This is a genomic window from Variovorax stachyos, from assembly GCF_051400855.1.
GTDB lineage: Bacteria > Pseudomonadota > Gammaproteobacteria > Burkholderiales > Burkholderiaceae_C > Variovorax.
In genome coordinates this window covers 215,916-241,977 of the sequence record NZ_JBLFFN010000006.1, presented here as the reverse complement: position 1 = coordinate 241,977, position 26,062 = coordinate 215,916, and the positions used below count along the sequence as shown (strand labels likewise).

The 26,062-nt window shown below is 70.6% G+C and carries 23 protein-coding genes; 16 read left to right on the top strand and 7 right to left on the bottom strand.

All coding sequences use genetic code 11. The features are described from left to right. Positions 1–6: 6 nt before the first annotated feature. A complete protein-coding gene (gene mhpA / locus ACMGEZ_RS13615) occupies positions 7–1,503 on the bottom strand; it encodes a bifunctional 3-(3-hydroxy-phenyl)propionate/3-hydroxycinnamic acid hydroxylase MhpA (protein ID WP_436822805.1) in 1,497 nt (498 codons plus the stop codon). Further along, on the bottom strand, positions 1,496–2,068 hold the full coding sequence (locus ACMGEZ_RS13610) for a VOC family protein (protein WP_436822804.1): 573 nt from the start codon (positions 2,066–2,068) through the stop codon (positions 1,496–1,498). Before ACMGEZ_RS13610 ends, mhpA begins: the two co-directional genes overlap by 8 nt. Before the next feature lie 138 nt (positions 2,069–2,206). Between ACMGEZ_RS13610 and ACMGEZ_RS13605 the strand changes: the two genes are divergently transcribed. Next, positions 2,207–3,184: a Bug family tripartite tricarboxylate transporter substrate binding protein gene (locus ACMGEZ_RS13605; protein ID WP_436822803.1), complete on the top strand. Its 978-nt coding sequence runs from the start codon at positions 2,207–2,209 to the stop codon at positions 3,182–3,184. Here ACMGEZ_RS13605 and gcvA read toward each other — a convergent pair. Then, positions 3,171–4,097 carry a transcriptional regulator GcvA gene (gcvA, locus tag ACMGEZ_RS13600; protein ID WP_436822802.1) on the bottom strand — a complete coding sequence of 309 codons (927 nt, stop codon included), beginning with the start codon at positions 4,095–4,097 and terminating at the stop codon, positions 3,171–3,173. The two genes, ACMGEZ_RS13605 and gcvA, sit on opposite strands and share 14 nt — an antisense overlap. Before the next feature lie 115 nt (positions 4,098–4,212). Between gcvA and ACMGEZ_RS13595 the strand changes: the two genes are divergently transcribed. Genes ACMGEZ_RS13595 through leuB form a run of 4 tightly spaced genes read left to right on the top strand, consistent with a single transcriptional unit; the run spans position 4,213 to position 8,337 of the window. Further along, positions 4,213–5,193, top strand: coding sequence for a Bug family tripartite tricarboxylate transporter substrate binding protein (locus tag ACMGEZ_RS13595; RefSeq protein WP_436822801.1), 981 nt, complete (start codon positions 4,213–4,215; stop codon positions 5,191–5,193). Continuing rightward, positions 5,193–6,623, top strand: a complete 1,431-nt coding sequence (leuC, locus tag ACMGEZ_RS13590; protein ID WP_436822800.1) for a 3-isopropylmalate dehydratase large subunit — start codon at positions 5,193–5,195, stop codon at positions 6,621–6,623. The genes ACMGEZ_RS13595 and leuC overlap by 1 nt, the downstream gene beginning before the upstream one ends. Before the next feature lie 11 nt (positions 6,624–6,634). Beyond that, a complete protein-coding gene (gene leuD, locus ACMGEZ_RS13585; RefSeq protein ID WP_436822799.1) occupies positions 6,635–7,249 on the top strand; it encodes a 3-isopropylmalate dehydratase small subunit in 615 nt (204 codons plus the stop codon). 17 nt (positions 7,250–7,266) lie between these two features. Then, positions 7,267–8,337, top strand: coding sequence for a 3-isopropylmalate dehydrogenase (gene leuB / locus ACMGEZ_RS13580; protein ID WP_436822798.1), 1,071 nt, complete (start codon positions 7,267–7,269; stop codon positions 8,335–8,337). Between the two features lie 10 nt (positions 8,338–8,347). Here leuB and ACMGEZ_RS13575 read toward each other — a convergent pair whose 3' ends face one another. Next, the gene (locus ACMGEZ_RS13575; RefSeq protein ID WP_436822797.1) at positions 8,348–8,791 is read right to left on the bottom strand and encodes a hypothetical protein; all 444 of its coding nucleotides are present in this window, start codon (positions 8,789–8,791) and stop codon (positions 8,348–8,350) included. 84 nt (positions 8,792–8,875) lie between these two features. Between ACMGEZ_RS13575 and ACMGEZ_RS13570 the strand changes: the two genes are divergently transcribed. The 8 genes from ACMGEZ_RS13570 to ACMGEZ_RS13535 all read left to right on the top strand — a co-directional run bounded on the left by ACMGEZ_RS13570 (position 8,876) and on the right by ACMGEZ_RS13535 (position 21,469). After that, the gene (locus tag ACMGEZ_RS13570) at positions 8,876–12,106 is read left to right on the top strand and encodes an AfsR/SARP family transcriptional regulator (RefSeq protein ID WP_436822796.1); all 3,231 of its coding nucleotides are present in this window, start codon (positions 8,876–8,878) and stop codon (positions 12,104–12,106) included. Positions 12,107–12,164: 58 nt separating this feature from the next. Beyond that, positions 12,165–12,353, top strand: coding sequence for a hypothetical protein (locus ACMGEZ_RS13565; RefSeq protein WP_436822795.1), 189 nt, complete (start codon positions 12,165–12,167; stop codon positions 12,351–12,353). Positions 12,354–12,475: 122 nt separating this feature from the next. Further along, complete coding sequence (locus tag ACMGEZ_RS13560; RefSeq protein WP_436822794.1) at positions 12,476–12,928, top strand: hypothetical protein; 453 nt, start codon at positions 12,476–12,478, stop codon at positions 12,926–12,928. 31 nt (positions 12,929–12,959) lie between these two features. Then, positions 12,960–14,063, top strand: a complete 1,104-nt coding sequence (locus tag ACMGEZ_RS13555) for an efflux RND transporter periplasmic adaptor subunit (RefSeq protein WP_436822793.1) — start codon at positions 12,960–12,962, stop codon at positions 14,061–14,063. Further along, positions 14,060–17,116 carry an efflux RND transporter permease subunit gene (locus tag ACMGEZ_RS13550; protein ID WP_436822792.1) on the top strand — a complete coding sequence of 1,019 codons (3,057 nt, stop codon included), beginning with the start codon at positions 14,060–14,062 and terminating at the stop codon, positions 17,114–17,116. Before ACMGEZ_RS13555 ends, ACMGEZ_RS13550 begins: the two co-directional genes overlap by 4 nt. Positions 17,117–17,136: 20 nt before the next feature. Continuing rightward, positions 17,137–18,489: a TolC family outer membrane protein gene (locus tag ACMGEZ_RS13545; protein ID WP_436822791.1), complete on the top strand. Its 1,353-nt coding sequence runs from the start codon at positions 17,137–17,139 to the stop codon at positions 18,487–18,489. A 48-nt stretch (positions 18,490–18,537) separates the two neighbouring features. Continuing rightward, on the top strand, positions 18,538–20,115 hold the full coding sequence (locus ACMGEZ_RS13540) for an FAD-dependent oxidoreductase (RefSeq protein WP_436822790.1): 1,578 nt from the start codon (positions 18,538–18,540) through the stop codon (positions 20,113–20,115). Between the two features lie 64 nt (positions 20,116–20,179). Beyond that, on the top strand, positions 20,180–21,469 hold the full coding sequence (locus ACMGEZ_RS13535; RefSeq protein ID WP_436822789.1) for an extracellular catalytic domain type 1 short-chain-length polyhydroxyalkanoate depolymerase: 1,290 nt from the start codon (positions 20,180–20,182) through the stop codon (positions 21,467–21,469). Between the two features lie 6 nt (positions 21,470–21,475). On the opposite strand, the gene ACMGEZ_RS13530 is transcribed toward ACMGEZ_RS13535, so the two are convergent. Then, positions 21,476–22,549, bottom strand: a complete 1,074-nt coding sequence (locus tag ACMGEZ_RS13530; protein ID WP_436822788.1) for a pirin family protein — start codon at positions 22,547–22,549, stop codon at positions 21,476–21,478. Between the two features lie 262 nt (positions 22,550–22,811). Here ACMGEZ_RS13530 and ACMGEZ_RS13525 point away from each other — a divergent pair, with 262 nt between their 5' ends. Together ACMGEZ_RS13525 and ACMGEZ_RS13520 are read left to right on the top strand one after the other, a co-directional pair. Then, complete coding sequence (locus ACMGEZ_RS13525; RefSeq protein WP_436822787.1) at positions 22,812–23,135, top strand: hypothetical protein; 324 nt, start codon at positions 22,812–22,814, stop codon at positions 23,133–23,135. A gap of 100 nt (positions 23,136–23,235) precedes the next feature. Beyond that, positions 23,236–23,475, top strand: a complete 240-nt coding sequence (locus ACMGEZ_RS13520; protein WP_436822786.1) for a hypothetical protein — start codon at positions 23,236–23,238, stop codon at positions 23,473–23,475. A 61-nt stretch (positions 23,476–23,536) separates the two neighbouring features. Here ACMGEZ_RS13520 and ACMGEZ_RS13515 read toward each other — a convergent pair whose 3' ends face one another. Beyond that, positions 23,537–24,016, bottom strand: coding sequence for an FKBP-type peptidyl-prolyl cis-trans isomerase (locus ACMGEZ_RS13515; protein ID WP_436822785.1), 480 nt, complete (start codon positions 24,014–24,016; stop codon positions 23,537–23,539). A gap of 150 nt (positions 24,017–24,166) precedes the next feature. On the opposite strand from ACMGEZ_RS13515, the gene ACMGEZ_RS13510 reads away from it, so the two are divergent. Then, positions 24,167–25,186 carry an SDR family oxidoreductase gene (locus tag ACMGEZ_RS13510; protein WP_436822784.1) on the top strand — a complete coding sequence of 340 codons (1,020 nt, stop codon included), beginning with the start codon at positions 24,167–24,169 and terminating at the stop codon, positions 25,184–25,186. Between the two features lie 32 nt (positions 25,187–25,218). On the opposite strand, the gene ACMGEZ_RS13505 is transcribed toward ACMGEZ_RS13510, so the two are convergent. Continuing rightward, positions 25,219–25,977 (bottom strand): SDR family oxidoreductase, encoded by a 759-nt coding sequence (locus ACMGEZ_RS13505; protein ID WP_436822783.1) that lies wholly within the window; start codon positions 25,975–25,977, stop codon positions 25,219–25,221. Positions 25,978–26,062: the final 85 nt, after the last annotated feature.

The following is a 26,062-nucleotide window of genomic DNA, read 5'->3' as shown; positions in this document are numbered from 1 at the left end:
TTGCAGTCATGGCGCGACCGGCAGCAGTTGCGTGAGGTGATCCAACTCGCCGGCGGTGCGCGCGACCCCGACGATATATCGGTCGGGCCGCAGCACGACCGCGTCGGCTTCGTGCGCATCCAGCCACTGCGCGAGGCAGGGATCGGGCCGGTCGATCACGATCGCGGCGGCGCGCTGCCAGCGCTCGGCCGTGGCACGCGAGACGCCCGCGATCGAGCCGTTGCGCCCGATCACCGCGATGCGCCGGCCCAGCAGCTCGTCGAGCAGGCGGCCATCGGCCAGCCGCGGCTGCGGGAAAGGGCGGCCGGCCGGCGCGCCCTGGCGGATGTCGAAGGCGCCGGCGCCCAGCGCCTGCGGCGGCAGCTCGAAGACCTCGGGCTCGCCGGCGCGGAACTTCGCGTCGCGCTCGGCCGCTGCCTGCGGGTCGGTGGTCTGGATGATGTTGCCCAGCCGCACCGCCAGCTCGATCAGCGTGCGCACGTGCGGCGCCCGTTCGCTCTCGTAGCTGTCGAGCAGCGCGGGCGATGCATGTCCGCGCAGCACCGCCTCCAGCTTCCACGCCAGGTTGGCCGCATCGCGGATGCCCGCGCACATGCCCTGGCCGAGGAAGGGCGGTGTCTGGTGGCAGGCATCGCCGGCCAGCATCAGCCGGCCGCGGCGCCAGCCTTCGGCGATGACCGAGTGGAAGGTGTAGATCGCGGCGCGCTCGAGCGTCGCTTCGGCCGGCGTGATCCAGCGGCCGACCAGCCCCCACAGCGTCTCGGGGGCCAGCAGCGCTTCGCGATCGTCCTCGGGCAGCACCATGATCTCCCAGCGTCGGCGCGCGCCGGTCACGTTGCAGTAGGTCATGGGCCGGGCGGGGTCGCAGTGCTGCACCGTGTGGTCGGGCAGGTCCACGTCCTTGCGGAGCATCACGTCGAACACCAGCCAGGGCTGGCGCAGGCCGAGGTCGTGCATCGGGCTGCCCATGTGCGCGCGCACCGGCGAGCGCGCACCGTCGGCGCCGACGACATAGCGGGCATTGAAAGCGAGCGCACGGCCGTCCTCGAGGGCGCGCACCGAGAGCGTCGCGGCGTCGTCGTGCTCGTCGATGCCGACGAGCTCATGGCGCAGCAGCACCGATACGTTGTCGAAGCGCTCGAGCCCTCGGCGCAGCAGCGCCTCCAGCTCGGGCTGGTGAAAGTAGTAGTTGTTGGCGCAGCCGTGCGGCCCCAGTGCCGCGGTGCCGCCGCGGATCAGCAGGGTCTCGCCCGCGGCATTGACGAAGTGCATGCCCTGCGTGCCGGGCCGCGAGATCGCCAGCACCGCCTCGCGCAGGCCGATGCTCTGGAACACGCGCATCACCTCGCCGTCGAAATGGATCGCGCGCGGCAGCGGGTAGATGGCGCCTTCCTTCTCGATCACCAGCACCGACAGGCCCGCTCCGCCCAGCAGGTTGGCCAGCGTGGCGCCGGTGGGACCGAGGCCGACGACTGCGACGTCGAAGACGGTCGAATCATTCACGCTGGTCTTGCTCCATCTGACGGGCGACCTGGGCCTGCCATTCGGCGCGGCTCATGAACTTCGGCAAACGCTTCGCGATCGCCTCGGCGCGCGCGAGGATCTGTTCGTCCGATTCGGCCAGGTCGATGGGCTGGCGCAATGGCTGCTCGCAGTACCACGGCGTGTCGACGAAGAGCTCGAGCCGGTTGCCTTCGGGGTCGCGGCAGTAGATGGAGATGGCGTTGCCGTGCGTGACCGGCTGCACGTCCTGCGCGCCATGCTCGACCAGGCGGCGATGAAAGCGCCGCAGCGTCGCGATGTCCGGCACGCGGAACGAGATCTGGTTGATCGGGTTGAAGGGCAGCTCGGCCGGCCGGCCCGTCGCCAGCACGATCTGGTGGTGCTCGGCCGGGTCGCGGCTCAGAAATACGAGCTGCACCGCGCCCAGGTCGCCGGCGTCGGTCTGGGTGAAGCGCAGGGCCTCCTTGTAGAAGCGAGCCATGCCCGCCAAGTCGCGCACGTAGAAGCCGATGTGGCTGAACTGCAAGGACAGGGTCGGGGGGGCGGCGTCCGGTTGTTGGCTCATGACGGGTATCTCGAGACGATAACGATGAAGGTATTGTGGAACAGAAGACCTCTAAAACACAACAAGATTATCGTATTTTGACAAAGGATCGATGTTTTCGTAAAATGCCGACGACCCCACCCTCATCAGGAGACATCCATGAAGCCACCCGCCTCGCTCGCCTCCCGCCTGCTCGCCGGCGCCACCTTCGCGCTGGCCGCGCTCGCAGTCCACGCGCAGGACTACCCGGCCAAGCCGGTCCGCATCATTGCCCCCTTCCCGGCCGGCAGCGGACCCGATGCGAATGCACGCGAGATCGCGGCCGAGCTCACCAAGGTGCTGGGCCAGTCCTTCTTCGTCGAGAACCGCCCGGGCGCGTCGAACATCATCGGAACCGAGGCGGCCGCCAAGGCGCCGGCGGACGGCTACTCGCTGTACATCGGCACCACGAGTTCGCTGTCGGTGGTGCCGCATCTCTACGCGAAGCTGCCCTTCAATGCCGAGCGCGACTTCGCGCCCATCAGCCTGATGGGCGTGCTCAACACCGGCCTGATCGCCACGCCGGCGCTGCCGGCCAGGGATGCGCGCGCACTTATCGCCGAGCTCAAGGCCAAGCCCGACTCGGTGACCGTCGCGACCGCGGGCATCGGCAGCTATTCGCACCTCTCGGCCGTGTGGTTCAACGACGCGGCCGGCGTGAAGACCAGCCTCGTGCCCTACAACAGCAACAGCCCCTACACCGACCTGCTCGGCGGCCAGGTGCAGCTGATGTTCGACGGCCTGCCCGCGGCGGCCGGCAACATCCGCGCGGGCAAGCTCAAGCTGCTGGCCATCACCGGCAAGGCGCGGCATCCGAGCTTCCCCGATGTGCCGACCTTCGCGGAGGCCGGCCTGCCCGATTACGCGCCCATCGCCTGGCAGGGCCTGCTCGCGCCCGCGGGCACGCCCCAGCCCATCCTCGACAAGCTCAGCGCCGCGATGAAGAAGGCCTGCGAGTCGAAGGAGCTCGCCGACAAGTGGCGCTCCTATGGTGGCGAACTGCGCTGCAACACGCCGGCCGAGTTCAGCGCCTTCATCGAGGCCGACCGCGCGATGTGGGGCCGGGTGATCCGGCAGGCGAAGGTCAAGCTGGATTGAGGGTGGCGCCGTTGCCGGCCCGGGTCATCGCCTCGGCCTCCTGCACGATCCAGTCCTCGAACGCGCGTACGCGCTCGGGCCGCGGATCCTGGTCGCGCCAAGCCAGGTAGTACGCGCCGGCCGTCGGCACCCGCAGCGCGAAGGGCGCCACCAGCCGGCCCGAGGCCAGGTCATCGCGCACGAAGGCGTCGAGCGCGACCATCACGCCGAGCTGGTCGGCCGCCGCCTGGTAGGCCAGCGCGGCGTTCTCGAACTTCAGGCCGCTGTTGCCGTCGATCTGCGGCGCGCCCGCTGCCGCGAGCCAGGCCGGCCAGTCCTTGGGACGGTTCATCGAGCACAGCAGCACATGCCCCGCGAGCTCGCCCGGCTCGCGCAGCTGCGGACCGCGCTCCAGCAGGCCCGGCGCGCAGACCGGCACCAGCGTCTCTCCGAACAGGCGACGGAAGCCCGGGCCCATGGGTGCCTCCGGCTCGGAATGGATGCTCACGTCGACATCCTCGCGGGTGAAGTCGGCGCGCTCGTGCGAGGTGGTGATCTGCACGTCGATGCGCGGATGCAGCGCGTGGAAGCGCGCCAGCCGCGGCACCAGCCAGCGGATCGCGAACGTCGGCGGCAGCTTGATGCGCAGGCGGCGCTCGTCGGGCTTGGCCTGCAGCTGGCGCGTGCCGTACTCGATCTGGTCCAGCGCCGCACGCACCGTGCCGAAGTAGTTCTGGCCGGCCGGGGTGAGCGAGATGCCGTGGCGTCCGCGCTCGAACAGCGCCACCTGCAGCCAGCCTTCCAGCGTTGCGATGTGCCGGCTCACCGCGCCCTGCGTGACGCACAGCTCCTGGGCGGCGCGCGTGAAGTTGCCGCATCGCGCCGCGGCTTCGAAGGCGCGCAGGGCATTGAGGGGAGGCAGTCGGCGTGGCATGTGGCGTGGCTCCTTGGGCATGAGTTTTGATCATGCCTCTCATGCCTTAATTGTGATTGCCGCGAAGCGCCTGCGTTCTTAGCATCGTCCCCACTACAAGACCGGAGACAAAGCAATGACGATGAAGAAAGCGCATGCCTGCCTGATGGCCGTGCTGCTCGCCGCAAGCGCCGGGGCGGGCGCGCAGGCCGCGGGCAGCGGCTACCCCAACCAGCCCATCAAGCTCATGGTGCCCTGGCCCGCCGGCGGCGGCGTCGACACCACGGCACGCATGATCTCCGAGCCGCTGGCGCAGAAGCTGGGCCAGCCCATCGTCATCGACAACCGCGGCGGCGCGGGCGGCAACATCGGCACGGAGCTCGCGGCGCGAGCCAGGCCCGACGGCTACAACCTGCTGATGGGCTCGATCAGCCCGAACGCGGTCAACGTCCACCTCTACAACAAGCTCGGCTTCGACCCGATCAAGGACTTCGCGCCCATCGTCTACGTCTCGGCCGTGCCGAACATCCTGGTGGTGCCGGCCTCCTCGCCCTTCAAGACCGTCAAGGACGTGATCGATGCGGCCAAGGCCAACCCGGGCAAGCTCAACTACGGCTCCGGCGGCGTCGGCTCCTCGCAGCACCTGGCGGCGGTGCAGTTCATGTCGGCCGCGAAGATCGACATCGTGCACGTGCCCTACAAGGGCACCGCGCCGGCCGAGGCCGACCTGGCGGCGGGCCACATCTCGCTGATGCTCGACACCACCACCTGCCTGCCCTTCGTGGCGAGCGGCCGCATGCGCGCCCTGGCCGTGGCCTCGAAAAAGCGCAACCCGGCGCTGCCGGACGTGCCCACCTTCGACGAGGTCGGGCTGCCCGGCGTCTATGCCTCGTCCTGGTACGGACTGATGGCGCCTGCGGGCACGCCGCGGCCGATCATCGACAAGCTCAACGCGCAGGCCAACGAGGTGCTGCAGTCGCCCGACATGAAGCGCCGCATGGCCGAGTTCGGCGCCGAGGTGGGCGGCGGCACGCCGGAGGAATTCGGGCAGTTCATCGTCTCCGAGATCAAGCGCTACGAATCGATCGTGCGCCTGTCGGGGGCCAAGCTGGACTGATGCCGATGCCTGCTTCTCCCGCTCCCCGCACCCTGTTCGACAAGATCTGGTCGCAGCATGTCGTGATGCAGCGCGACGACGGGCAGAGCCTGCTCTACGTCGATCGCCACCTGGTGCAGGACGGCTCCGCGCCCGCCTTCCAGATGCTGCGCGAGCGCCGCCTGCCGGTGCGACGCCCGGACCTGGCCTTTGCCACGCCGGACCACTACGTGCCCACCGCCTCGCGCGACCTCGGCCGCATCGCCGATCCGGAAAAGCGCGCCATGGCCCAGGCGCTGGCCGACGACTGCGCCGCGTCCGGCATCCGCTTCTTCGGCCTGGACGACCTGCGCCAAGGCATCGTGCACGTGGTCGGCCCCGAGCAGGGCCTGAGCCTGCCGGGCATGCTGATCGTCTGCGGCGACAGCCACACCTCCACGCATGGCGCATTGGGCGCACTGGCCTTCGGCATCGGGGCTTCGGAGGTGGCGCATGTGCTGGCCACGCAGACCCTGTGGCAGCGCAAGCCGCGCACGCTGCGCGTCAGCGTCGACGGCCGGCTGGGTGCGGGCGTGACCGCCAAGGACATCATCCTGGCCGTCATCGGCCGCATCGGCGCCGCCGGCGCGACCGGCCATGTGATCGAGTACGCGGGCAAGGCGATCCGCGCGCTGTCGATGGAAGCGCGCATGACGGTGTGCAACATGTCCATCGAGGCCGGCGCGCGCGCCGGGATGATCGCGCCCGACGACACCACCTATGCCTGGCTGGCCGGCCGCCCGCAGGCGCCGAAGGGCGCCGACTGGGAGGCTGCGCTCGCCCGCTGGCGCCAATTGCCCGGGGACGAGGACGCCGCCTTCGACCGCGAGATCGCGCTGCATGCCGACGAGATCGCGCCCATGGTCACCTGGGGCACCAGCCCCGAGGACGTGCTGCCCATCTCGGGCCGCGTGCCCGATCCGGCCGAGGCGGCCGATGCCGACCGGCGCGCGGCGATGCAGGGCGCGCTTGCCTACATGGGCCTCGCGGCAGGCCAGCGGCTGGAAGACGTCGCCGTGCAGCGCGTCTTCATCGGCTCCTGCACCAACGGCCGCATCGAGGACCTGCGCAGTGCCGCCGCGGTGGCGCGCGGCCGCCGCGTGGCGGAGGGTGTCGAGGCCTGGGTGGTGCCCGGCTCCGGCCTGGTCAAGCAGCAGGCCGAGGAAGAGGGCCTGGACGCGGTGTTCCGCGCGGCCGGCTTCCAGTGGCGGCACGCGGGCTGCTCGATGTGCCTGGGCACCAACGGTGACCAGGTCGCGCCGGGCCAGCGCTGCGCCTCCACCTCCAACCGCAACTTCGTCGGCCGCCAGGGCCCCGGGGCGCGCACCCACCTGATGAGCCCGGCCATGGCCGCCGCCGCCGCGGTGACGGGCCGGCTGACCGACGTGCGCACACTGCTGCAGACGCACTGAGAACGCACGCCATGCAAGCCTTCACCCAGCTCGATGCCGTGGCCGCGCCGCTGCCGCGCATCAACGTCGACACCGACCAGATCGTGCCGGCGCTCTACCTGCAGAAGCCGCGCGCCGCCGACTTCGGCGAGTTCCTGTTCCGCGACGTGCGGCACGACGCACAGGGCGTACGGCGCGCGGACTTTCCGCTCAACGATCCGGCCTATGCGCAGGCACGCATCCTCGTGGCGGGCCGCAACTTCGGCTGCGGCTCCTCGCGGGAGCATGCAGTGTGGGCGCTGGTCGACGGTGGCTTCCGCGCCGTCATTGCGCCGAGCTTCGGCGACATCTTCTTTTCCAACGCGCTGAAGAACGGCCTGCTGCCGGTGCGCCTGCCCGAGCCGCGCGTCGAGGCGCTGCTGGCCCTGCTGCAGCGCGAGCGCGGCGCGCGCCTGCGCATCGACCTGGCCGCGCAGCGCGTGCACGCAAGCGACGGCGGCTGCGATGCCTTCGAGATCGATCCCTTCGCGCGCCACTGCCTGCTCGAGGGCCTGGACGAGCTGGACTACACGCTCGGCCAGTCCCGGCGCATCGAGGCCTTCGAGCGCGAGCGCGCCTCGTTCCTTCCTACCGTTCCATCTGCCTGAAGAAAGAGTTGTCCTCCATGAAGATCGCAGTGTTGCCGGGCGACGGCATCGGCCCCGAAGTCACCGCCGAGGCCGTGCGCGTGCTGAAAGCCGCGCTGGGTTCCAGCCAGGCCATCGAGCTGGTGGAAGCGCCCATCGGCCAAGCCGGCATCGACAGTGCCGGCGACCCGCTGCCGCCGGCCACGCTCGCGATTGCGCGCGCCGCGGATGCCATCCTCTTCGGCTCCGCCGGCATGCCCGGCGACGAGGCCATCCCCTTCGCCATGCGGCCGGGCGCCAGCCTGCTGCGGCTGCGGCAGGACCTGGGCCTGTTCGCCAACTTCCGGCCGGCCTTCCTCTTTCCCGAGCTGATCGGGGCCTCCACCCTCAAGCCCGAAGTCATCGAGGGCCTGGACCTGATGATCCTGCGCGAGCTCACCGGCGACGTCTACTTCGGCGAGCCGCGCGGCAGCGGCACCAATGCGCGCGGCGAGCGCGAAGCCTTCAACACCATGCGCTACTCCGAGCCCGAGGTGGAGCGCATCGCGCACGTCGCCTTCCGCACCGCGCGGGCGCGCCGGCGCAGGCTCTGCTCGGTGGACAAGGCCAACGTGCTGGAGGTGATGCAGCTGTGGCGCGAGGTGGTGACGCGCGTCGGCGCCGAGTACCCGGACGTCGAGCTCACCCATCTCTTCGTCGACGCCGCGGCAATGCAGCTGATGCGCGCGCCGAAGCAGTTCGACGTGATCGTCACCGGCAACATCTTCGGCGACATCCTCTCGGATGCGGCCGCGATGCTGACGGGCTCGATCGGCATGCTGCCTTCGGCCTCGATGGCTGCCGGCACCAAGGGGCTGTACGAGCCGGTGCACGGCACGGCGCCCGATATCGCGGGCAAGGACCTCGCGAATCCGCTCGCCGCCATCCTCTCGATGGCGATGATGCTGCGTTATTCCTTCGGGCTCGCCGGGCACGCGGACCGCGTCGAGGCGGCGGTGCGCAAGGTGCTGGCCGAGGGCCTGCGCACCGGCGACATCTTCCAGCCCGGCATGCGGCGCGTGGGCACGCGCGAGATGGGCGAGGCGGTGGTGGCGGCGGTGCGGGGCTGAGGAGGGCGCATCAGCGCGCGAAGCTGGCCTTGAGCTGCGCGTAGGCCTTCGGGTCCTCTTCCCGCAGCGCCTCGATGTCCTGCTGCAGGCGCTCCAGCCTCGGCAGTCGCGCATTCTTCTTGATGCGCGCGATGTCGTCCGCCAGCGCCTTGAAGTCCTCGATGCGCGGATCGCCCTTCGCGCCGGCCGGGAGGCGCTCGACCAGGACCGAGATCGCATCCATCAGCCGCCCGATCTGCCGCCCGTAGCTGTGCTGCTGCAGCACATCGCGCTCGATGGCCGGCGCGGAGGAGTTGTTGTAGGTGACGTTGAACAGCGACCAGCCCGGGTTGATCTGCTGGTCGAGCCGTTGCGGCGCGACCGATGACCACGGCCAGGGCGGCACGGTCCAGTTCCACCACCCGTTTCGGGCGGCGCTCAAGTCCGCCGCGCCGCTGTCGTCTGCTGCTGCCATACGTCCTCCTGCCCGGCGCATCGGGCGCCACTCGCATCGTAGTCCAGTGGCCTGCGCCGTATCATCCGCCATGAGGGGGAGCGCATGTCCCGCAAACCAGTGGCCCTCGCCAAGCTCTCGCGGCCGCGCCTGCACGACGTGCTGCCGCGCACGCGGCTCCATGGCCTGCTCGACAAGGCAGCCAGGCGTCCTGTGGTCTGGCTCTGCGCGCAGCCTGGCGCCGGCAAGACCACGCTGCTGGCCGCTCATCTGGAGGCACGCAGGCGTGGCGGCATCTGGTACCAGGTCGATGCCGCCGATGCCGATCCCGCCTCCTTCATCTATCACCTGCGCCTGGCGGCCGGCGCACCCGCGCAGCTGCCGCTGCTGACCCCGGAGTACCTGCCTGACCTGCGCGGCTTCGCGCGGCGCTTCTTCCGCGACCTGTTCGCCGGCCTCGGCGCGGAAGCGTCGCTGGTGCTCGACAACTTCCAGGAGGTGCCCGAGGCCTCCGGCTTCCACGCGATCATGGCGGAGGGCATGGCCCAGGCGCCGCCCGGCGTCAACGTCTTCGTGCTCAGCCGCGCCGAGCCGCCCGCGGCCTATGCAGCGCTGCTCGCCGGCGATGCGCTGGCGCTGGTCGACGGGGAGCCGCTGCGCCTCACGCCGGCCGAGACGCGGGCCATTGCTCGCAGGCGTGGCGTGCTGGACGAGGCGCAGGTCGATGCGCTGCAGGCGCGCTCGCACGGCTGGGCGGCCGGCCTCACGCTGCTCCTGGCGCGCACGCCCCGCCGGGCGACTGCTCACGGGGAGGACGAGGCCGAGTCCCTGCAGCATGTGTTCGGCTACTTCGCGCAGCGTGTGTTCGACGGCACCACGGCGGAGCACCGGCAGGCGCTGATGCAGCTGGCCTTCCTGCCGCTGATCACGGTCCCGCTGGCCGAGCGGCTGACCGGCCTGCAGGGCGTGGATCGGCTGCTCGACCATCACTACAAGCGCCACCTCTTCACCGACCGGCGCCGGGTCGCGGGGCCGGGCGCGAGCTACGTGTTCCAGTTCCACGCGCTGTTCCGCAGCTTTCTCCAGCACCAGGCGCGCACGGCCTGGAGCGCCGCCGAGCTGCGCTCGCTGGCGCGCCGTGCGGCGCAGTCGCTCGAGGACCAGGGCCACTGGGAGCAAGCGTTGCCACTGTTCGAGGAAGCCGGCGACGACGAGGCCTGCGTGCGGTTGGCCGTCACGCACGCCGAGAGCCTGCTCGAACAGGGCCGGCGCCAGACCTTGATCGACTGGCTCGCCCGCATCCCGGAAGCAGCGCGCGAACGCGAACCCTGGCTGGGCTACTGGGAGGGCCGCGCGCTGATGGCGACCGCGCCGGATCGGGCCCTGCAGCGCCTGCAGGCGTGCTACCAGCGCTTCGCCGGCCAGGCGGATGGGGTGGGCCAGCTCGCCTGTGGCGCGGCCGTGGTGCAGACCTTCTGGCATGCGCGCCTGGGTTGGTCCGAGATCACGCCCTGGGTCGATCGCCTGGAGCCGTTGATGGCCGGCGAGCCGGTCTTTCCCTCCCGCGGCGTCGAGCTGCTGAGCCTCTCGGCCCTGCATGCCGCGCTGGCCTTCTGCCGGCCGGGGCATCCGGCCGTTCGCACGCTGGGGCCGCGGCTGCTGGCGCTGGTGGACGACGCGGCGATCGACTGGAACCAGCGCCTGGCGACCGCCACGCACCTGATCACCTACTTCCACAACGCGGCCGAGCACGAGCTGGCGCTGCGCCTGATCGCCAAGGTGGATCCTGCCGTCGAGACGCTGCCGGCCAGCGCGCTCAATCGCGCCTTCTGGTTCGTCTTCCGCGCCATCCACGACCTGCGGCAGGCGGACTCCGATGCCGCCGCCATGCGCTTCCAGCGGGCCGAGGACCTGGCGCGCGAGGACGGGCTGCCGCACGCCGAGTTCGCCGCGCTGCAGTTTCGCGCCTACCTCGACCTGACCTTCCGCCGCGCCGCCGAGGCCCAGGCCCGCATCGCGCGCATGGAGGCCCATCCGGCGCGCGGCAGCCCTGATGCGGAGATGAACTTCTTCGTCGCCTGCACCATGCTCGCGCAGCTCAAGGGCGAGACCCGGGCGGGGCTGGCCTTTGCGCACCGCGGTCTCGAAGCCGTCAAGCGCGTCGCCGCGGCCTACTTCCAGACCGTGTTTCCCGTCCTGTTCGCGAGCGCCCTGGCCGACGGCGGCGAGGCCGACCGCGCGATGGCCATCGTCGAGCACGCACGCCGGTTGTCGCGCGGCAGCTACCTGGAGGCGATGGAGGCCCAGCTGCTGCTGGAGGAGGCCTACATCGCCCACGTGCAGGGCGATGCCGCGCGCGCCCTGGCGCGGCTGGCCGAAGGCTTCGCGCTGGCTGCCGCCGACGGCACGCGCGCGGCCTATGCGCATCGGACGATCACGCGCAAGCCGCTGCTGCTGCACCTGGCGCTGGCGGCCGGCATCGAGACCGAGTTCGTGCGCCGGATGATCCGGCGGTGGCGCATCGCGGCTCCGGCGCAGGAGCCAGCGCAGTGGCCCTGGCCGGTTCGCGTGCGCACCCTCGGCGAATTCGAGCTGCTGGTCGAGGACCGCCCGGTCGAATTCGGCCGCAAGGCGCCGCGCAAGACCTTGGCGCTCCTGAAGGCCATCGTCGCGCGCGGCGGCAGCGCGCCCGAGGGCGTGCTGGTCGACATCTTCTGGCCCGTCGAGGCTGGCGACGCGGCAGCGCGCTCATTGGCCGCCGCGGTGCGCCGCCTGCGCGCGCTGCTCGGCGAGGAAGAGGCGGTGGTCCAGCAGGGCGGACAGCTCTCGCTCGATCGCGCGCGGGTCTGGGTCGATGCCTGGACCTTCGAGCGCGCCCTGGCGGCGGCGCACGCCGCTCCCGGCGGCGACGGTGCGGTCCTGGGCGAGGCCCTGGCGCTTTACCGCGGCGCCTTCCTGGCGGAGGAAGAGGGCGAGAGCTGGCCGGTCGCCATGCGCGAGCGCCTGCGCGGCAAGTTCATCCACGCCGTGGCCGAGCATGCCGGCCGGCTCGAAGCCGCGCGGCGCGACGAGGAGGCGATCGCCTGGTACTTGCGCGGCCTCGATGCCGACCATGTGGTCGAGCCCTTCTACCAGGGCCTGATGCGTTGCTACCACCGGCTGGACCGCCTGCCCGAGGCGGTGAGCAGCTACCGCCGGCTGAAGCAGACCCTGTCCGTCACGCTCAACCTGCCGCCTTCGGCGGGGACGGAGCAGCTCTACCTGGCCCTGCGGCTGGCCGAAGCCCGGGCGCTCAGCGCACGAACGTCGCCAGCGGCCCGCCCGAGTCGCGAATAAGTAGCCAATAAGTAGAGGCCTCCTCCGGACACTGACTCCATCGAAAGAAGGAGTCACCGTGAGAGAGATACGCAGCTACCTGATCCGGGTCTACCGCCACGAGGCCGAGTCGCTCGCCGGCGTGGTGGAGGACGTGCAAAGCAGCCGGATCGCCCCCTTCCAGTCCCTGGCCGAGCTGTGCGAGGTCCTGACCGGCCGCCGCCGCTTCGCGCGCCGCACCGTGCCCCGCCGGAGGGCGGCGCCATGAATGCAGCCCTGCACCCGCTCCAGAAACGCCCAGGTCTCCGCCCTGTGGCCGGCCAGCCTGGCGCTGGGCCTGCAACCGGGCTTCTGATCCCTTTTCCCAACCACCCGAAAGAGAGACTCGCCATGACCAAGACCCTTTCCACCCTCGCCCTGTCGCTCGGCCTCGCCGCTGCCGCGTGCCTGGCCCATGCTGCCGGCAGCACCACGCCCGTGATCTATCCCGCCAAGGGCCAGAGCGCCAAGCAGCAGGACAAGGACAAGTACCAGTGCTACGGCTGGTCCCGCGAGCAGACCGGCTTCGATCCGGCCCAGCCCGCAACCGCCGCTGCGTCCGCTTCCGGCATGCCGCCTGGCGCCTCGGTCCGCGGCGCAGCCGGCGGTGCCGCGATCGCCGCGATCAGCGATCACGACCCGGCCGGCGGCGCCGCTGCCGGCGCCCTGGGCGCCGCGGTGCGCGGTCGCATGAAGGAGCGCCAGGCCGCGCAACAGCAGCAGGCCGCGCAGACCCAGCAGAAGGCGGGCTACGACCGCGCCTTCAAGGCCTGCATGGAAGGCCGCGGCTACGTGCTGCGCTGAACCGATGTCCCTGGACGACGAGGAGCTACCGATGAATTCCAGTACCGCGCTCGCCCTGCTCGGCGCTGCTGCGCTGCTCGCCGGCGGCTGCGGCCAGAAGAAGGAGCCGGCCCACGAGGAGGTGCGTCCGGTGCGCAGTATCGTCGCGGGCGAAAGCAGCGGCTCGGTGGGCGCCACCTACTCGGGCCAGGTGCAGGCCCGCTACGAGAGCAAGCTGGGCTTCCAGGCCTCCGGCCGCATCGTGGCGCGGCTGGTGGAGGTGGGCGCCCACGTGAAGCGGGGCCAGCCGCTGATGCGCCTGGACCCGGCGCAGGAGGCGCTGCAGGTGGTCGCCGCGATGGCCAGTGTCGACGCGGCGAGGAGCCGCGTCGCGCAGAACCGGGTCGACCTGCAGCGTACCGAGCAATTGCTGGCCCGCAAGTTCGCCTCGCAGGCGGAGGTGGACCAGCAGCGCCTGGCGCTGGCCGAGTCGGAATCGCAGCTGAAGTCCGCGCTGGCGCAGCAGCAGATCCGCGTCAACCAGCGCGGCTACACCGAGCTGGTGGCGGACCGCGACGGCGTGATCGCGGCGATCAACGCCGAGGCCGGCCAGGTGGTCAGTGCCGGCCAACAGGTCGTGACGCTGGCGGCCGACGGCGAGCGCGAGGTGCTGGTGAGCGTGCCCGAGTCGCGGGTCGACGAACTGCGTCGCGCAAAAACCCTGCAAGTCTCTCTGTGGGCCCAGCCCGGGCAACGCTACGAAGGCGCGCTGCGCGAACTCGCGCCCGATGCCGACAGCGTGACTCGCACCTACTCGGCGCGCATCGCCATGAAGGACGCCCACCGCGCACTGATGCTGGGCATGACGGCCTCGGTCTTCCTTCCCGACGTGGAGGGCCGCTCGGCCATTCGCCTGCCGCTCACGGCCATCCACCACCGTGACGGCCAGCCGGTCGTCTGGGTCATCGACGCCGCCAGCGGCCGGGTGGCGCCGCGCCCGGTCGCGCTCGGCAGCGCGCAGAACGACAGCGTGCTCGTGGCCAGTGGCCTGCAGGGCGGCGAGAACGTGGTCACGGCCGGCGTGCACATGCTGCACGAGGGGCAGAAGGTGAAGCTGGCAGCGACACCTTCGGGAACCGCGGGAGGCCAGCCATGAGCCGTATCAACCTCTCGGAGTGGGCGCTAGAGCACCAGCAGATGATCATGTTCCTGCTGCTCCTGCTCGGCCTGGCCGGCGTCTTCGCCTATGGCCGGCTGGGGCAGAAGGAGGACCCCGAATTCACCGTCAAGACGATGGTGGTGCAGGCCTCCTGGCCCGGCAGCTCGGCGCAGCAGATGGCCGAACAGGTCGGCGACAAGCTGGAGAAGAAGCTGCAGGAGATCGCCGAGATCGACTACACCAGCAGCTACGCCAAGCCCGGTGTCACGCAGATCAAGGTCAACCTGCGCGAGGACACGCCGCCGCAGGCCGTGCCCCAGGTGTGGTACCAGGTGCGCAAGAAGCTGGGTGACATCCAGACCTCCTTGCCCCAGGGTGTGCGCGGGCCCTTCTTCAACGACGAGTTCGGCGACACCTTCGGCAACCTCTACGCCATCACCGGCGAAGGCTTCGGCTATGCCGAGCTGCGCGACTACGCCGACGCGGCGCGCAACGAGTTCCTGCGCGTCGCGGACGTCAACAAGGTCGAGCTTGCCGGAGCGCAGGACCCGAAGATTCACGTCGAGGCCAGCAACGCGAAGCTGGCCTCGCTGGGCATCGACCCTGCGCTGATCGCCTCCACGCTCGCCGCGGCCAACACGGTGGAGGCGGCCGGCACGGTGCAGACCGCGTCGGAGCAGCTGCGCCTCGCGGTGAGCGGCGAGTTCGACTCCGTCGAGAGCATCAGGAACATGGGCATCCTCGCCGGTGGGCGCATGTTCCGCCTGGGCGACATCGCCGAGGTGCGGCGCGGCGTCGTGGACCCGCCCACCTCCAAGATGCGCTTCAACGGCCGCGAGGCCGTGGGCCTGGCGGTGAGCATGCGCAAGGGCGGCGACGTCATCCGCCTCGGAGAACAGCTGACAGCCACCGTGGCGCGCATCCAGGCCAACCTGCCGGTGGGTGCGGAGATCCATGCGGTGTCCGATCAGCCGCGGGTGGTCGCGGAGTCGGTGCACGAGTTCAAGAAGAGCCTGCTGGAGGCAGTGGCCATCGTGCTGCTGGTGAGCTTCTTCTCGCTGGGCCTGCGCACCGGGCTGGTGGTGGCGCTCAGCATCCCGCTGGTGCTGGCGCTGACCTTCCTCGTGATGTACGTGCTGGGCATCGAGCTGCAGCGCATCTCGCTGGGCGCGCTGATCATCGCGCTGGGCCTCCTGGTGGACGACGCGATCATCGCGGTGGAGATGATGGCGCTCAAGCTCGAGCAGGGCTGGGACCGCTTCCGCGCCGCTACCTACGCCTACACCGCGACCGCCTTTCCGATGCTCACCGGCACGCTGATCACCGCGGCCGGCTTCCTGCCGGTGGGCTTCGCGAAGTCGGGTGCGGGCGAGTACGTGTTCTCGCTGTTCCAGGTGGTGGGCATCTCGCTCATCCTGTCGTGGATCGTCGCGGTGCTGTTCACGCCGTGGATCGGCTTCAAGCTGCTGCGCGAGCAGCCTCATGCGGCCGGCCATGACGAGGACGCGATCTACCAGCGCGGCTTCTACCGGCGCTTTCGCGGGCTCGTCGAGTTGTGCCTGGTGCATCGGCGCTGGGTGATCGGCATCACCGTGCTGCTCTTTGCCGGCGCGATGGCGCTCTTCGGCGCAGTGCCCAAGCAGTTCTTCCCGGCCTCCGACCGGCCCGAGCTGATGGTCGATCTCTGGCTGCCGCAGTCCGCCACCTTCGAGGCCAGCCAGCGCCAGGTCGAGGCGCTCGAGGCACAGCTCAAGGCCGACCCCGACGTGGTCGCCGTCACCAGCTACGTCGGCACCGGCAGCCCGCGCTTCTACCTGCCGCTGGACGTGCAGACGCCAAACCTCAACCTCGGCGAGCTGATGGTGATGACCAAGGGCGGCGAGGCGCGCGAGCGCGTGCTGACCAAGATCCAGCAGCTCTTCGACAACGGCTTTCCGCTGGTGCGCGGGCGTGTCAACCGGCTGGAGAACGGGCCGCCGGTGGGCTACCCGCTGCAATTCCGCGTGTTCGGCCAGGAGCCGCAGAAGGTGCGCGCCATCGCCGAGGAGGTGGCCGCGATCCTGCGCGCCGAGCCGCATGTGCGGCGCGTCAACCAGGACTGGGGCGAGCGCCAGAAGCTCGTGCGGGTGGACATCGACCAGGACAAGGCGCGCCAGCTCGGCATCAGCTCGCGCCAGGTCAAGGCGGCGCTGCAGGGCTCGCTCTCGGGCACCTCGATCACGCAGTACCGCGAGGGCGACAAGGACCTGGACGTGGTGGCGCGCCTGATCGCGCCGGAGCGTACCGACCTCAACAACCTGAAGGACGCGCGCATCTACCTGCGCGACGGCAAGTTCGTGCCGGTCTCCCAGGTCGCGCATCTCTCGCTCGACAGCGAGGACAGCGTGCTGTGGCGCCGCAACCGCGTGCCCACGCTCACGGTGCGCGCCGATGTGGCCGGCGCCGAGGCGCCGGACGTGGCGCTGGCGCTGAAGCCACGCATCGCGCAACTGGCCGCGGGCCTGCCGCTCGGCTACGGCATCGACGTCGGCGGCGCGCTGGAGTCGAGCAGCAAGTCGCAGGCCTCGATCTTCGCGGTCATGCCGCTGACGGCCGCGGCCGTGCTGCTGCTCCTGATGGTGCAGCTGCAGGACCTGAAGAAGACGGCGCTGGTGCTCTTCACCGCGCCGCTGGGGCTGATCGGCGTGGCGGGGATGCTCTTCGCCTTCCGCATCCCCTTCGGCTTCGTCGCCATGCTGGGCGTGATCGCGCTGGCCGGGATGATCATCCGCAACTCGGTGATCCTGGTGGTGCAGATCGACCAGGACGTGCAGGGCGGCGTGCCGCTGTGGACCGCGATCGTCGAGTCCGCGGTGCGCCGCATGCGGCCCATCATCCTGACCGCGCTGGCGGCCATCCTCGCGATGGTGCCGCTCACGCGCTCGGTCTTCTGGGGACCGATGGCCTGGTCGATCATGGGCGGGCTCTTCGTCGCGACCCTGCTCACCCTTCTTTTCCTGCCCGCGCTCTATGCCAGCTGGTATGGCGCCCAGCGGCCGGCCGCCGCATGACTCCGCCGATGGGATCGATGATGAACAAGCGCTTTCTCTTTTCCATGCAACGCGGCGCCGTGGCGGCGCTGCTCGCCGGGCTCTCGGGCGCGGGCTTCGCGCTCGACCTCGTGGCCTCCTACGAGCACGCGCTGCGCGCCGACCCGGCCATGCGCGCGGCCGACGAGGCGGTGCTGGCCGGCCGCGAGAAGGCGGTGCAGGGTGACGCCTTGCTGAAGCCGCAGGTATCGCTCTCGGCCAGCCTGACGCGCGTGAGCGAGAAATCCACCGTCACCACCTCCACCGGCAGCTCGCAGTCGGACACCAGCGGCAACGTGCGCCAGCTGGCGGTGCAGCTGGTGCAGCCGCTCTACGACGCCAAGGCCGGCGCCGACAGGAAGCAGCTACACCAGCAGACCGCGCTGGCCGAGGTCGGCTGGCGCGATGCGCAGCAGGACCTGGTGCGGCGCGTGGCGGAGGCCTACTTCAACGTGCTGCTTGCGCGCGAGACCCTGCACGTCGCGCAGGCCGAGAAGACCGCGGTGGCGATGCAGCGCGACCGCGCCCTGGCCCGCTTCGATGTCGGCCGCGGGCGCATCACCGACCTGCAGGAGGCGCAGGCGCGCTACGACACCGTGCTGGCCCGCGAGGTCTCCGCCCAGAGCACGCTGGCGCTGCGGCAGGCGCAGTACCGCGAGCTGACCGGCGTGCCAGCCGAGGGCTTGGCGGCGCTGCGCGTCGGCTTCGTGCCCGTGCCGCCGCAGCCGGACAGCCTCGAGGCCTGGCAGACCCTGGCGCTGGACCGCAACACCCGCGTGCAGGTCAAGCAGGGCGAGCTGGTGATCGCCGGGGTGGAGATCGACAAGTACAAGTTGAGCAGCCGCCCGACGGTGGACCTGGTCGCCAGCCTCAGCCGCAAGGGCCAGAACGGCAGCCTCTCGCCCGCTGTCTCGCCCGACAGCGCGCGCGGCGCCAGCGTGGGCGTGCAGCTCACGGTGCCGCTCTATACCGGCGGTGCCCTCGACTCGCGTTGGCGCGAATCGATCACGCGCAAGAACCAGGCGGAGCAGGAGCTCGGCGTCGCGCAGCGCGAGGCCCGCCTGCAGGTGCAGGACGCCTTCCTCGCGGTGAAGACCGGCGTGGCGCGCATCGGGGCGCTGGAGCAGTCGGTGCTCTCCGCGCGCACCGCCCTCGAAGCCACCACGCTGGGCCGCGACCTGGGCACCCGCACCGAGCTGGACGTGCTCGATGCGCAGCAGCGCCTCTACACGGCCGAACTGGACCTCGCACAGGCGAAGAACGACTATCTGCTGGGCCGTGTCCGGCTCGCCTCGGCGGCGGGGGAGTTGCGCGAGGACGATCTTCGCGCGCTCAATGGCTACCTAGTTCGCTGAACCCGGCGGACCAGATCGGTGACACAAGACCAAGGAAGGAGACACACCATGGACTGCGATGTCCTCATCGTCGGCGCGGGCCCCACCGGCCTGATGCTGGCCAACCAACTCGCGCGCCGCGGGGTGCGCACGCTGATCATCGACCGCCATGCCGGCCCCGCGCGCGAGACCCGGGCCCTGGGCGTGCAGGCGCGCACGCTGGAGATCTATTCGAAGCTGGGCGTGGTGAAGCGCGCGCTCGACCTGGGCAAGCGCGGCGACGGCGCCAACATGTGGGCGGAGGGCCGCCGCATGGCGCGCGTGCCCCTGGCGGACGCCGGTGCGAGGCTCACTCCCTATCCCTACATCCTCGTGCTCGGGCAGGACGACAACGAGAAGATCCTCGGCGAGCGGCTGCACGACTTCGGCCTGTCGGTGCAGTGGAACACCGAGCTGCTCGCCCTCACCCAGACGCCCGGGCGCGCCGTGGCCACGCTCAAGCAGCCCGACGGCAGCCTGCGCGAGATCGGGGCCGCCTGGGTGGCCGGCTGCGACGGTGCCCGCAGCGCGGTGCGTGAGCAGAGCGGGATCGGCTTTCCGGGCGCGCCCTACGAGCACGTGTTCTTCGTCGCCGACGTGGAGGCGACCGGCAGCATGGTGCCCGACGAGGTCAACGTCTACCTGTGGAAGGACGGATTCCACCTGCTGTTCCCGATGCGTGGCCAGGACCACTGGCGCGTCGTCGGCATCCTGCCGCCCGCGTTGCGCGGCAAGGAGGGCGTGCGCTTCGAGGATGTGATCCCCTCGTTGCGCGAAGAGGCGGGCGCGGGGCTGGCCTTCAGGGAATGCAGCTGGTTCTCCACCTACCGCATCCATCACCGCAGCGCTTCGCGTTTCCGCGAGGGCCGCGCCTTCGTGCTCGGCGATGCGGCGCACATCCACAGCCCGGTCGGCGCGCAGGGCATGAACACCGGCCTGCAGGATGCCTACAACCTGGGGTGGAAGCTGGCCCTGGTCGTGCAGGGCCGTGCCGATGCGGCGCTGCTGCAGTCGTACGAAGCCGAGCGACTGCCGGTCGCGCGGCGCCTGCTCGACACCACCGACCGGGGCTTCAAGCTCGTGGTGTCCGACAAATGGTTCGCCGGCCTGCTGCGCACCGAGGTGCTGGCGCGCATCGGCGCGCTGGCCATGAGCCGGCCGCGCATTCAGCGCATGGCCTTCCGGGTGGTCTCGCAGATCGGCATCCACTACCGCGCGAGTGCCCTGTCGGTGTCGCTGGACGACCCGCCCCAGGGCGCGCCGCGCGCGGGCGACCGTCTTCCGTGGATGCGCTTGCGCTTCTCGGCGGACGGGCCGCAGGAGGACGTGTTCGACAAGCTCGACGACCTGCATTTCCACCTGCTCGTGTTCGGCCAGCCTGGGCCGCAGCAGCCCCTGCTGCTTCCCGCCGAACTCGTGCGCGTCCACGCAGTGCCTTCGGACCCGGACAACGCCGCAGAACTGGCACGGCAAAAGATGCCGGCGACTTCGTTCTACCTGCTGCGACCCGATGGCCATGTGGCGCTTTGCGGCGGGCACCTCGACCTCGCGGCCCTGGCGCGCCATGCGGCCGGGCCGCTGGGGCTGCGGACGCTTCCCCTTGGGTAGGATTGCTGGCGTCGCGGGCTCTCGCCAAGGTCGGTGCCGCCCAATGCCCAAAGGACGGTTCACCATGGCCTCTACGCTGACGCGCTGCATCGCCACCGCCCTGCTCGGGCTGCTCGTGCTGGCGAGCGCATGGCCTGCCCACGCCGGCACCACCAGCGCCTTCACCTTGTCCCCGCAAAGCTATTCCGGCTCGCGCGAGCGCCAGTACAAGGTCTACGTGCCCGACGGCCTCGCCACCCCGGCGCCGATGGTGATGGCGCTGCACGGCTGCCAGCAGACGCATGACGACGTGCTGCGCGACTGGGGCCTCACGGCCGCGGCCGACCGCTTCGGCTTCATCCTCGTCGCCCCCTTCATCACCAGCTACGACGGCCTGCGCAACACCAACTGCTGGGGCTTCTGGCTCGACCAGCACCGCCACCAGGGCCGCGGCGAGCCCGAGGACCTGCACCAGATCGGCCGGCAGGTGGAGGCGCGCTTCGGCATCGACCCGCGGCGGCGCTACGTGACCGGGCTGTCCTCGGGCGCGGCGATGGCGGTGGTGCTCTCGGTCACGCACAACGAGTATTTCGCGGCGGTGGCCAGCGCCTCTGGCCTGCCCTATGGCGAGGACGCGGCCTCGGTGTCCTTCTCGGGCTGTCCGGGCAACGCGAGCTTCCACGCAGTGAGCCAGGTGGTGGCGGACATGCGGCGAGAGCGCAATGCAGGCTACGAGATCCCGCTGCTGGTGTTGCAGAACAACCAGGACTGCACCGTGATCCAGCCCGCCGGCCGCAATCTTCGCGACGCGCAGCTGCAGCTCAACGGCGGCGCGGCGCACGACACGCCGGCCGAGGCGCTGGCGCAGCAGCGCCCCTGCACGCCGGTCAACGGGCCGGACTACGGCTGCCAGCAGAGCTTCTATACCGTCGATGCGCGGCCCGGCAGCCGCTCGCTGGTGGAGACGGTGTTCTACAACGGGCCCACCGCCACGCCCGATCCGGCCGACACCGACCACGGCCACTACTGGATCGGCGCGCAGGCCGGCCGCGACGGCAAATGGGCGCTGCAGCGGGGGCCGAGCTATCCGGACATCGTGTGGGACTTCTTCTCGCGCCATCCGGCCGACACGAGCAGCCCGCCTCCTCCGCCTCCGCCTCCGCCACCACCCGGCTGCACCAGCGTGGTCGCCGCGCCGGGCGCCCATGTCGGCGCCGGCCGCGCCACCGCCGGCGGCCCGTTCGGCATGCGCGCGATCAGCACCGGCGACAGGCGCGACATCGGCTTCGCCTGGGACTACTTCTTCACGAGCGTGGCCCTGCACCAGGGCGCGGATGGGCGCTGGTTCGCACGGCCGCCCGCCGGCTGCGGCTGAGTGACCCTAGCCGCGGGCGAGCACGCCCGCCGGCAGCTCGGGCCGTTCCTCGCTGCCGTCCGGATGCCGTGCAAAGCGCGCCGCATCGCGCCCATGCACCGGCGCCGTGTCGGGCCAGGGCCAGCCGCCGAACTGGGTGCGGCGGTAGTCGGCCATGGCTTGCGCGATCTCGGCCTGGGTGTTCATCACGAAGGGGCCGTACTGCGCCACCGGCTCGCCGATGGGACGGCCCTGCAGCACCAGGAACTCGCTCTCCTCGTCGCCATTGATGAGCTCCACGCGGGCATCCGCGCGCAGCTCGATCGCGGCATGGTGGTCGACCTTGTGCCCCGCCACGCTGACCGAGCGGCCCTTGAAGAAGTACAGGGTGCGCCGCGTGCCCTGGCCGGTCGCGGCGGGCAGTACCCAGCAGGCATGGGGCTCCATCTTCAGGGTCCAGATGGCCACGTCCGCGTCGGGCTGCGCGGCCCACGAATCGGGCGGTGGCGCCAGCGGACCGCCGGCGCCCGGCTCGCCTTCGATCGGCGGGATGCGCCCGGCGATGCTGGCCACCTCGGTCGAGCTGCCTTCGGCGTCCATCGCAGTGAAGCGCGGGACGTCCTCGGCCCAGAACATGGTGAAGTGCGGCTGGGCCATCTTGCTGCGCGCCGGCAGGTTGAGCCAGATCTGGAACAGCTCGAGCGGATTGGGCCCGGCCCGGTCGAGCAGCGGGAACATCTCCGCATGCACGATGCCGCGGCCCGCGGTGAGCCATTGCACGTCGCCGCCGCCGAAGCGCGCGGTCGCGCCCAGCGAATCGGAATGGTCGATCAGGCCCTTGCGCACGATGGTCACCGTTTCGAAGCCGCGATGCGGATGCGCCGGGAACCCCGGCACCGAGGTGCCGTGATACATGCTCCAGCCGTCCTTGCGGCTGAAGTCCTGGCCCAGGTCGCGGCCGGCCAGCGAGGCTTCGGGCCCCATCTGCGCATTCGCGCGCGGGTAGGCGTCGTCGTGGTAGGCGCAGAACAGGAAAGGGTCGATGGTCTTCCAGGGGAAGCCGAGGGCTTCGAGGCGGACGATGGGGCCGGCGGGGCTCATGGTGTTCTTTCCTGTGCGACAGGCATTCATTCTGATCCGATCGGAGCGACCGGGGCATGGTTCACCGCAGGTGGGGGTAATCCTGGCCGGTGGAAGTGCCGGGCGCAGGACGCTGTCCCCTCGCGAACGCAACGATCAGCACCGCGATCACCGTCCTGTTCGCGCAATGAGCGTCGGCTGGGCGGGCCCACAATCGCCGCAAACGGGGGCTTGGAAGCCCTTCGACATAACAGCGAGAGAGACCGCCGAGAGCCACAACAACATGGACCAGCACCCGCTTCAGCAGCGCAACGAGCACCGCCGTCATGGAGAGGGCGGCGTCTCCACCCGCACCATGTGCACGCAGCCCTTGCCGCTGCTCGTGCCGGACCAGGCGCCGCGCCCGGCGCCAGGTCCGGTGAGGCGCTTCGCCACGCCCTTCCTGGCCGTGCTGGGGCACTACGCGGTGGGCGTCTGCACCTTCTCGGTCATGGCTGCGGCCAACGTGCCCGGCGGCGACGTGTCGCAGCTCATCTGGTCTGCCGCCGAGAACACCGGCCCGATCGCCCTGGCCGTCGCGCTGGCCGCCGGGTGCTGGTGGGTCTGACACGAAGCCGGGACGGCGCCGCGTCCGGGCCACGGCGCCTTCCTACAGAGGGCCCGCGCGACCGAGGGATACCTTGCAATGAAGCAAGGAGTCATCCGACATGCCCATCGCCACCCCGCCCCCGGATTTCGATCCCACCATCGTGCCGCCATCGCCCAGGCAGCCCACCCAGGCGGAAGCTTGGGAAACCGGGATCGCGAGCGACCCACCTGCAAACGCCGACGCGCCTGCGAGCGACGCCAAGCGCCTGACGGACCTCGTCAAGCTGTGGCCGCAAGACCGCTCGAAGGCCTTCCTGGCGGCGAACTCCCTGGAGGCGCCTGGCGAGGGAGCGGCGTGATGGTCGCGATCCTCGCCATGCGCTACCTGTGGCTCCAGGTCACGGACAGCCGCGTCCGCACTCAGTGATGGTGCCCGTGCTCGCCATGCACGTGGCGATGCGCGATCTCTTCCTGCGTCGCGGCGCGCACGCCGGTCACGCTCAGGCTGAACTTGAGTGACTTGCCCGCGAGCGGGTGATTGCCGTCGAGGATCACCTGCGGGCCCTTGATCTTCACCACGTTGAAAACCTGCGGCTCGCCCTGGTCGTTGCGACCCTCGAGCTGCCCGCCGACCTTCACGCCGGGCGGGAAGTCCGCCTTCGAGATGGTGCGCATCAGCGACTCGTCGCGCTCGCCGAAGGCATCGCCGGGGGCCAGGTGCAGCGTGGCCTGGAAGCCCGCTTCCTTGCCCTCCAGCGCGGCCTCGATCTTGGGGAAGGTGTTGTTGTAGCCGCCATGCAGGTAGACCATCGGGTCGCGGCTTTCTTCGATCAGCTTGCTCGTGGTGGCGTCGGCGACCTTGTAGCGCAGGGTCACGACGGTGTCTTTCTGGATTTTCATGGTGGAAGAGGGGCTTGACTGTCGGAAGCGGGATTCTCGGTCAGGTCGGGCTTGTCATCGATCGCCCACATGGCGACGGAGCCGGCTCCCACGAGGCGTGCGCCGGGCGGACCAGATAACGGTTCCAACTCATCTGTGGAGAAGCCCGCCATGTCCCTCACTGCTTCCCCCCCGACCCCTTCCGCGTACCAGCTCTCCCCGGTCGTTGTGGTCACCGGCGCATCCAGCGGGATCGGGCGCGCCACCGCGCTTGCGTTCGCCGGCGAAGGCGCCGACCTGGTGCTCGCTGCCCGCGAGCGCGAATCGCTCGAGGTCGTTGCCGCCGAATGCAGCGAGGCGGGCGCGCGCGTGCTGATCCAGCCCACTGACGTCACCGACCCCGCCGCGGTCAAGCGCCTGGCCGACGCGGCCCTGGAGCGCTTCGGTCAGATCGACGTATGGATCAACAACGTGGGCGTGGGCGCCGTTGGCCTGTTCGACCAGACGCCGATCGAGGCGCATCGGCGCGTGGTCGAGGCCAATCTGCTGGGCCACATCTACGGCGCCCATGCGGTGCTGCCGCACTTCCGCGCGCGCGGCTGCGGCACGCTGATCAACATGATCTCCGTGGGCGGCTGGGTGTCGTCGCCCTATGCCGCGGCCTACAGCGCCAGCAAGTTCGGATTGCGCGGCTTCTCCGAGGCTCTGCGTGCCGAACTGGCAGACCTGCCGCAGGTGCATGTGTGCGACGTCTACCCCACCTTCGTCGACACGCCCGGCGTGACGCACGGCGCGAACTACAGCGGCCACCGGCTGAGCCCGCCGCCGGGCCTGGTCGATCCACGGCGGGTGGCCAAGGTCCTGCTGTCGCTCAGCCGGAGACCGCGCCCCTCGACCTATCTGGGCCTCGGGGCGCGGCTGGGCATCTGGGGCCATGCGCTGGCGCCGAACCTGATGGGACGGCTCATGAGATGGGTGACCGAGCGCGCGCTGGAAAGCGCCGAGCCGCGGCCGCAGACTGACGGCAATCTGTTCGCGCCCTCGCGCGGGCATGCGATCGACGGGGGCTTCATGGCATCGAGGCCGAGCCATCGCACCGCCGCGACAGTGGGCATCGCGGCCACCGCGTTCGGCGCGGCGGCGCTTGCCAGCTGGTGGGCGCTGCGGCGGCGCAGGCCGGCCAGCTACTAAGCGCGCCTGGCGGCGCTGCCGCCTCCAGGCGCTCAGAACTCCTGCGACACCGGCCGAAGCACCACTTCGTTGATGTCGACATCCGCAGGCTGCTCGACCGCATACACCACCGCCCGCGCCACGGAATCGGCGGGGATCTGGCTCGCTTCGTAGAAGGCCTGCACGCCGGCGGCGGTCTCGGCATCGGTGGTGCCGAACTTCAGCTCGGACTCGACTGCGCCGGGCGACACGATGGTCACGCGCACGCCGCTGTTGCCCACTTCCACGCGCAGGCCCTCGGAGATCGCCCGCACCGCGAACTTGGTGGCGCTGTACACGGTGCCGATGGGCGTGAACACCTTCAGTCCCGCGATCGAGGCCACGTTGACGATGTGCCCGCTGCCCTGCGCCTGCATGCGCGGCAGCACGGCGGCGATGCCGTACAGCACGCCCTTGATGTTGACGTCGATGGTGCGGTCCCACTCGTCGACCTTGAGCTTCGCCAGCGGCGACAGCGGCATCACGCCTGCGTTGTTGACCAGCACGTCGATGCGGCCGAAGGCCTCGACCGTGGCCTGGGCCAGCTTCTCGAGGTCGGCGCGCTTCGCCACGTCGGTGGCGACCGCGATGGCCTCGCCGCCGGCTTCGCGGATCTCGGCGACCAGCTGCTCGAGCCGGTCGGTGCGGCGCGCCGCCAGCACGACCTTTGCTCCGCGCGCGGCCAGGTGGCGCGCCGTCGATTCGCCGAGCCCGCTGCTGGCGCCCGTGACGATGGCGACCTTGCCCCGGATGTTGTCTTGAACGGATGTCATGGAAGCTTTCCTTTCGAAGGGTTGAGGAGGAGTGGCGTCAGTGTGGAAAATCCTGGCATTCCCGTAAATGAAACTTCTGGGCGTT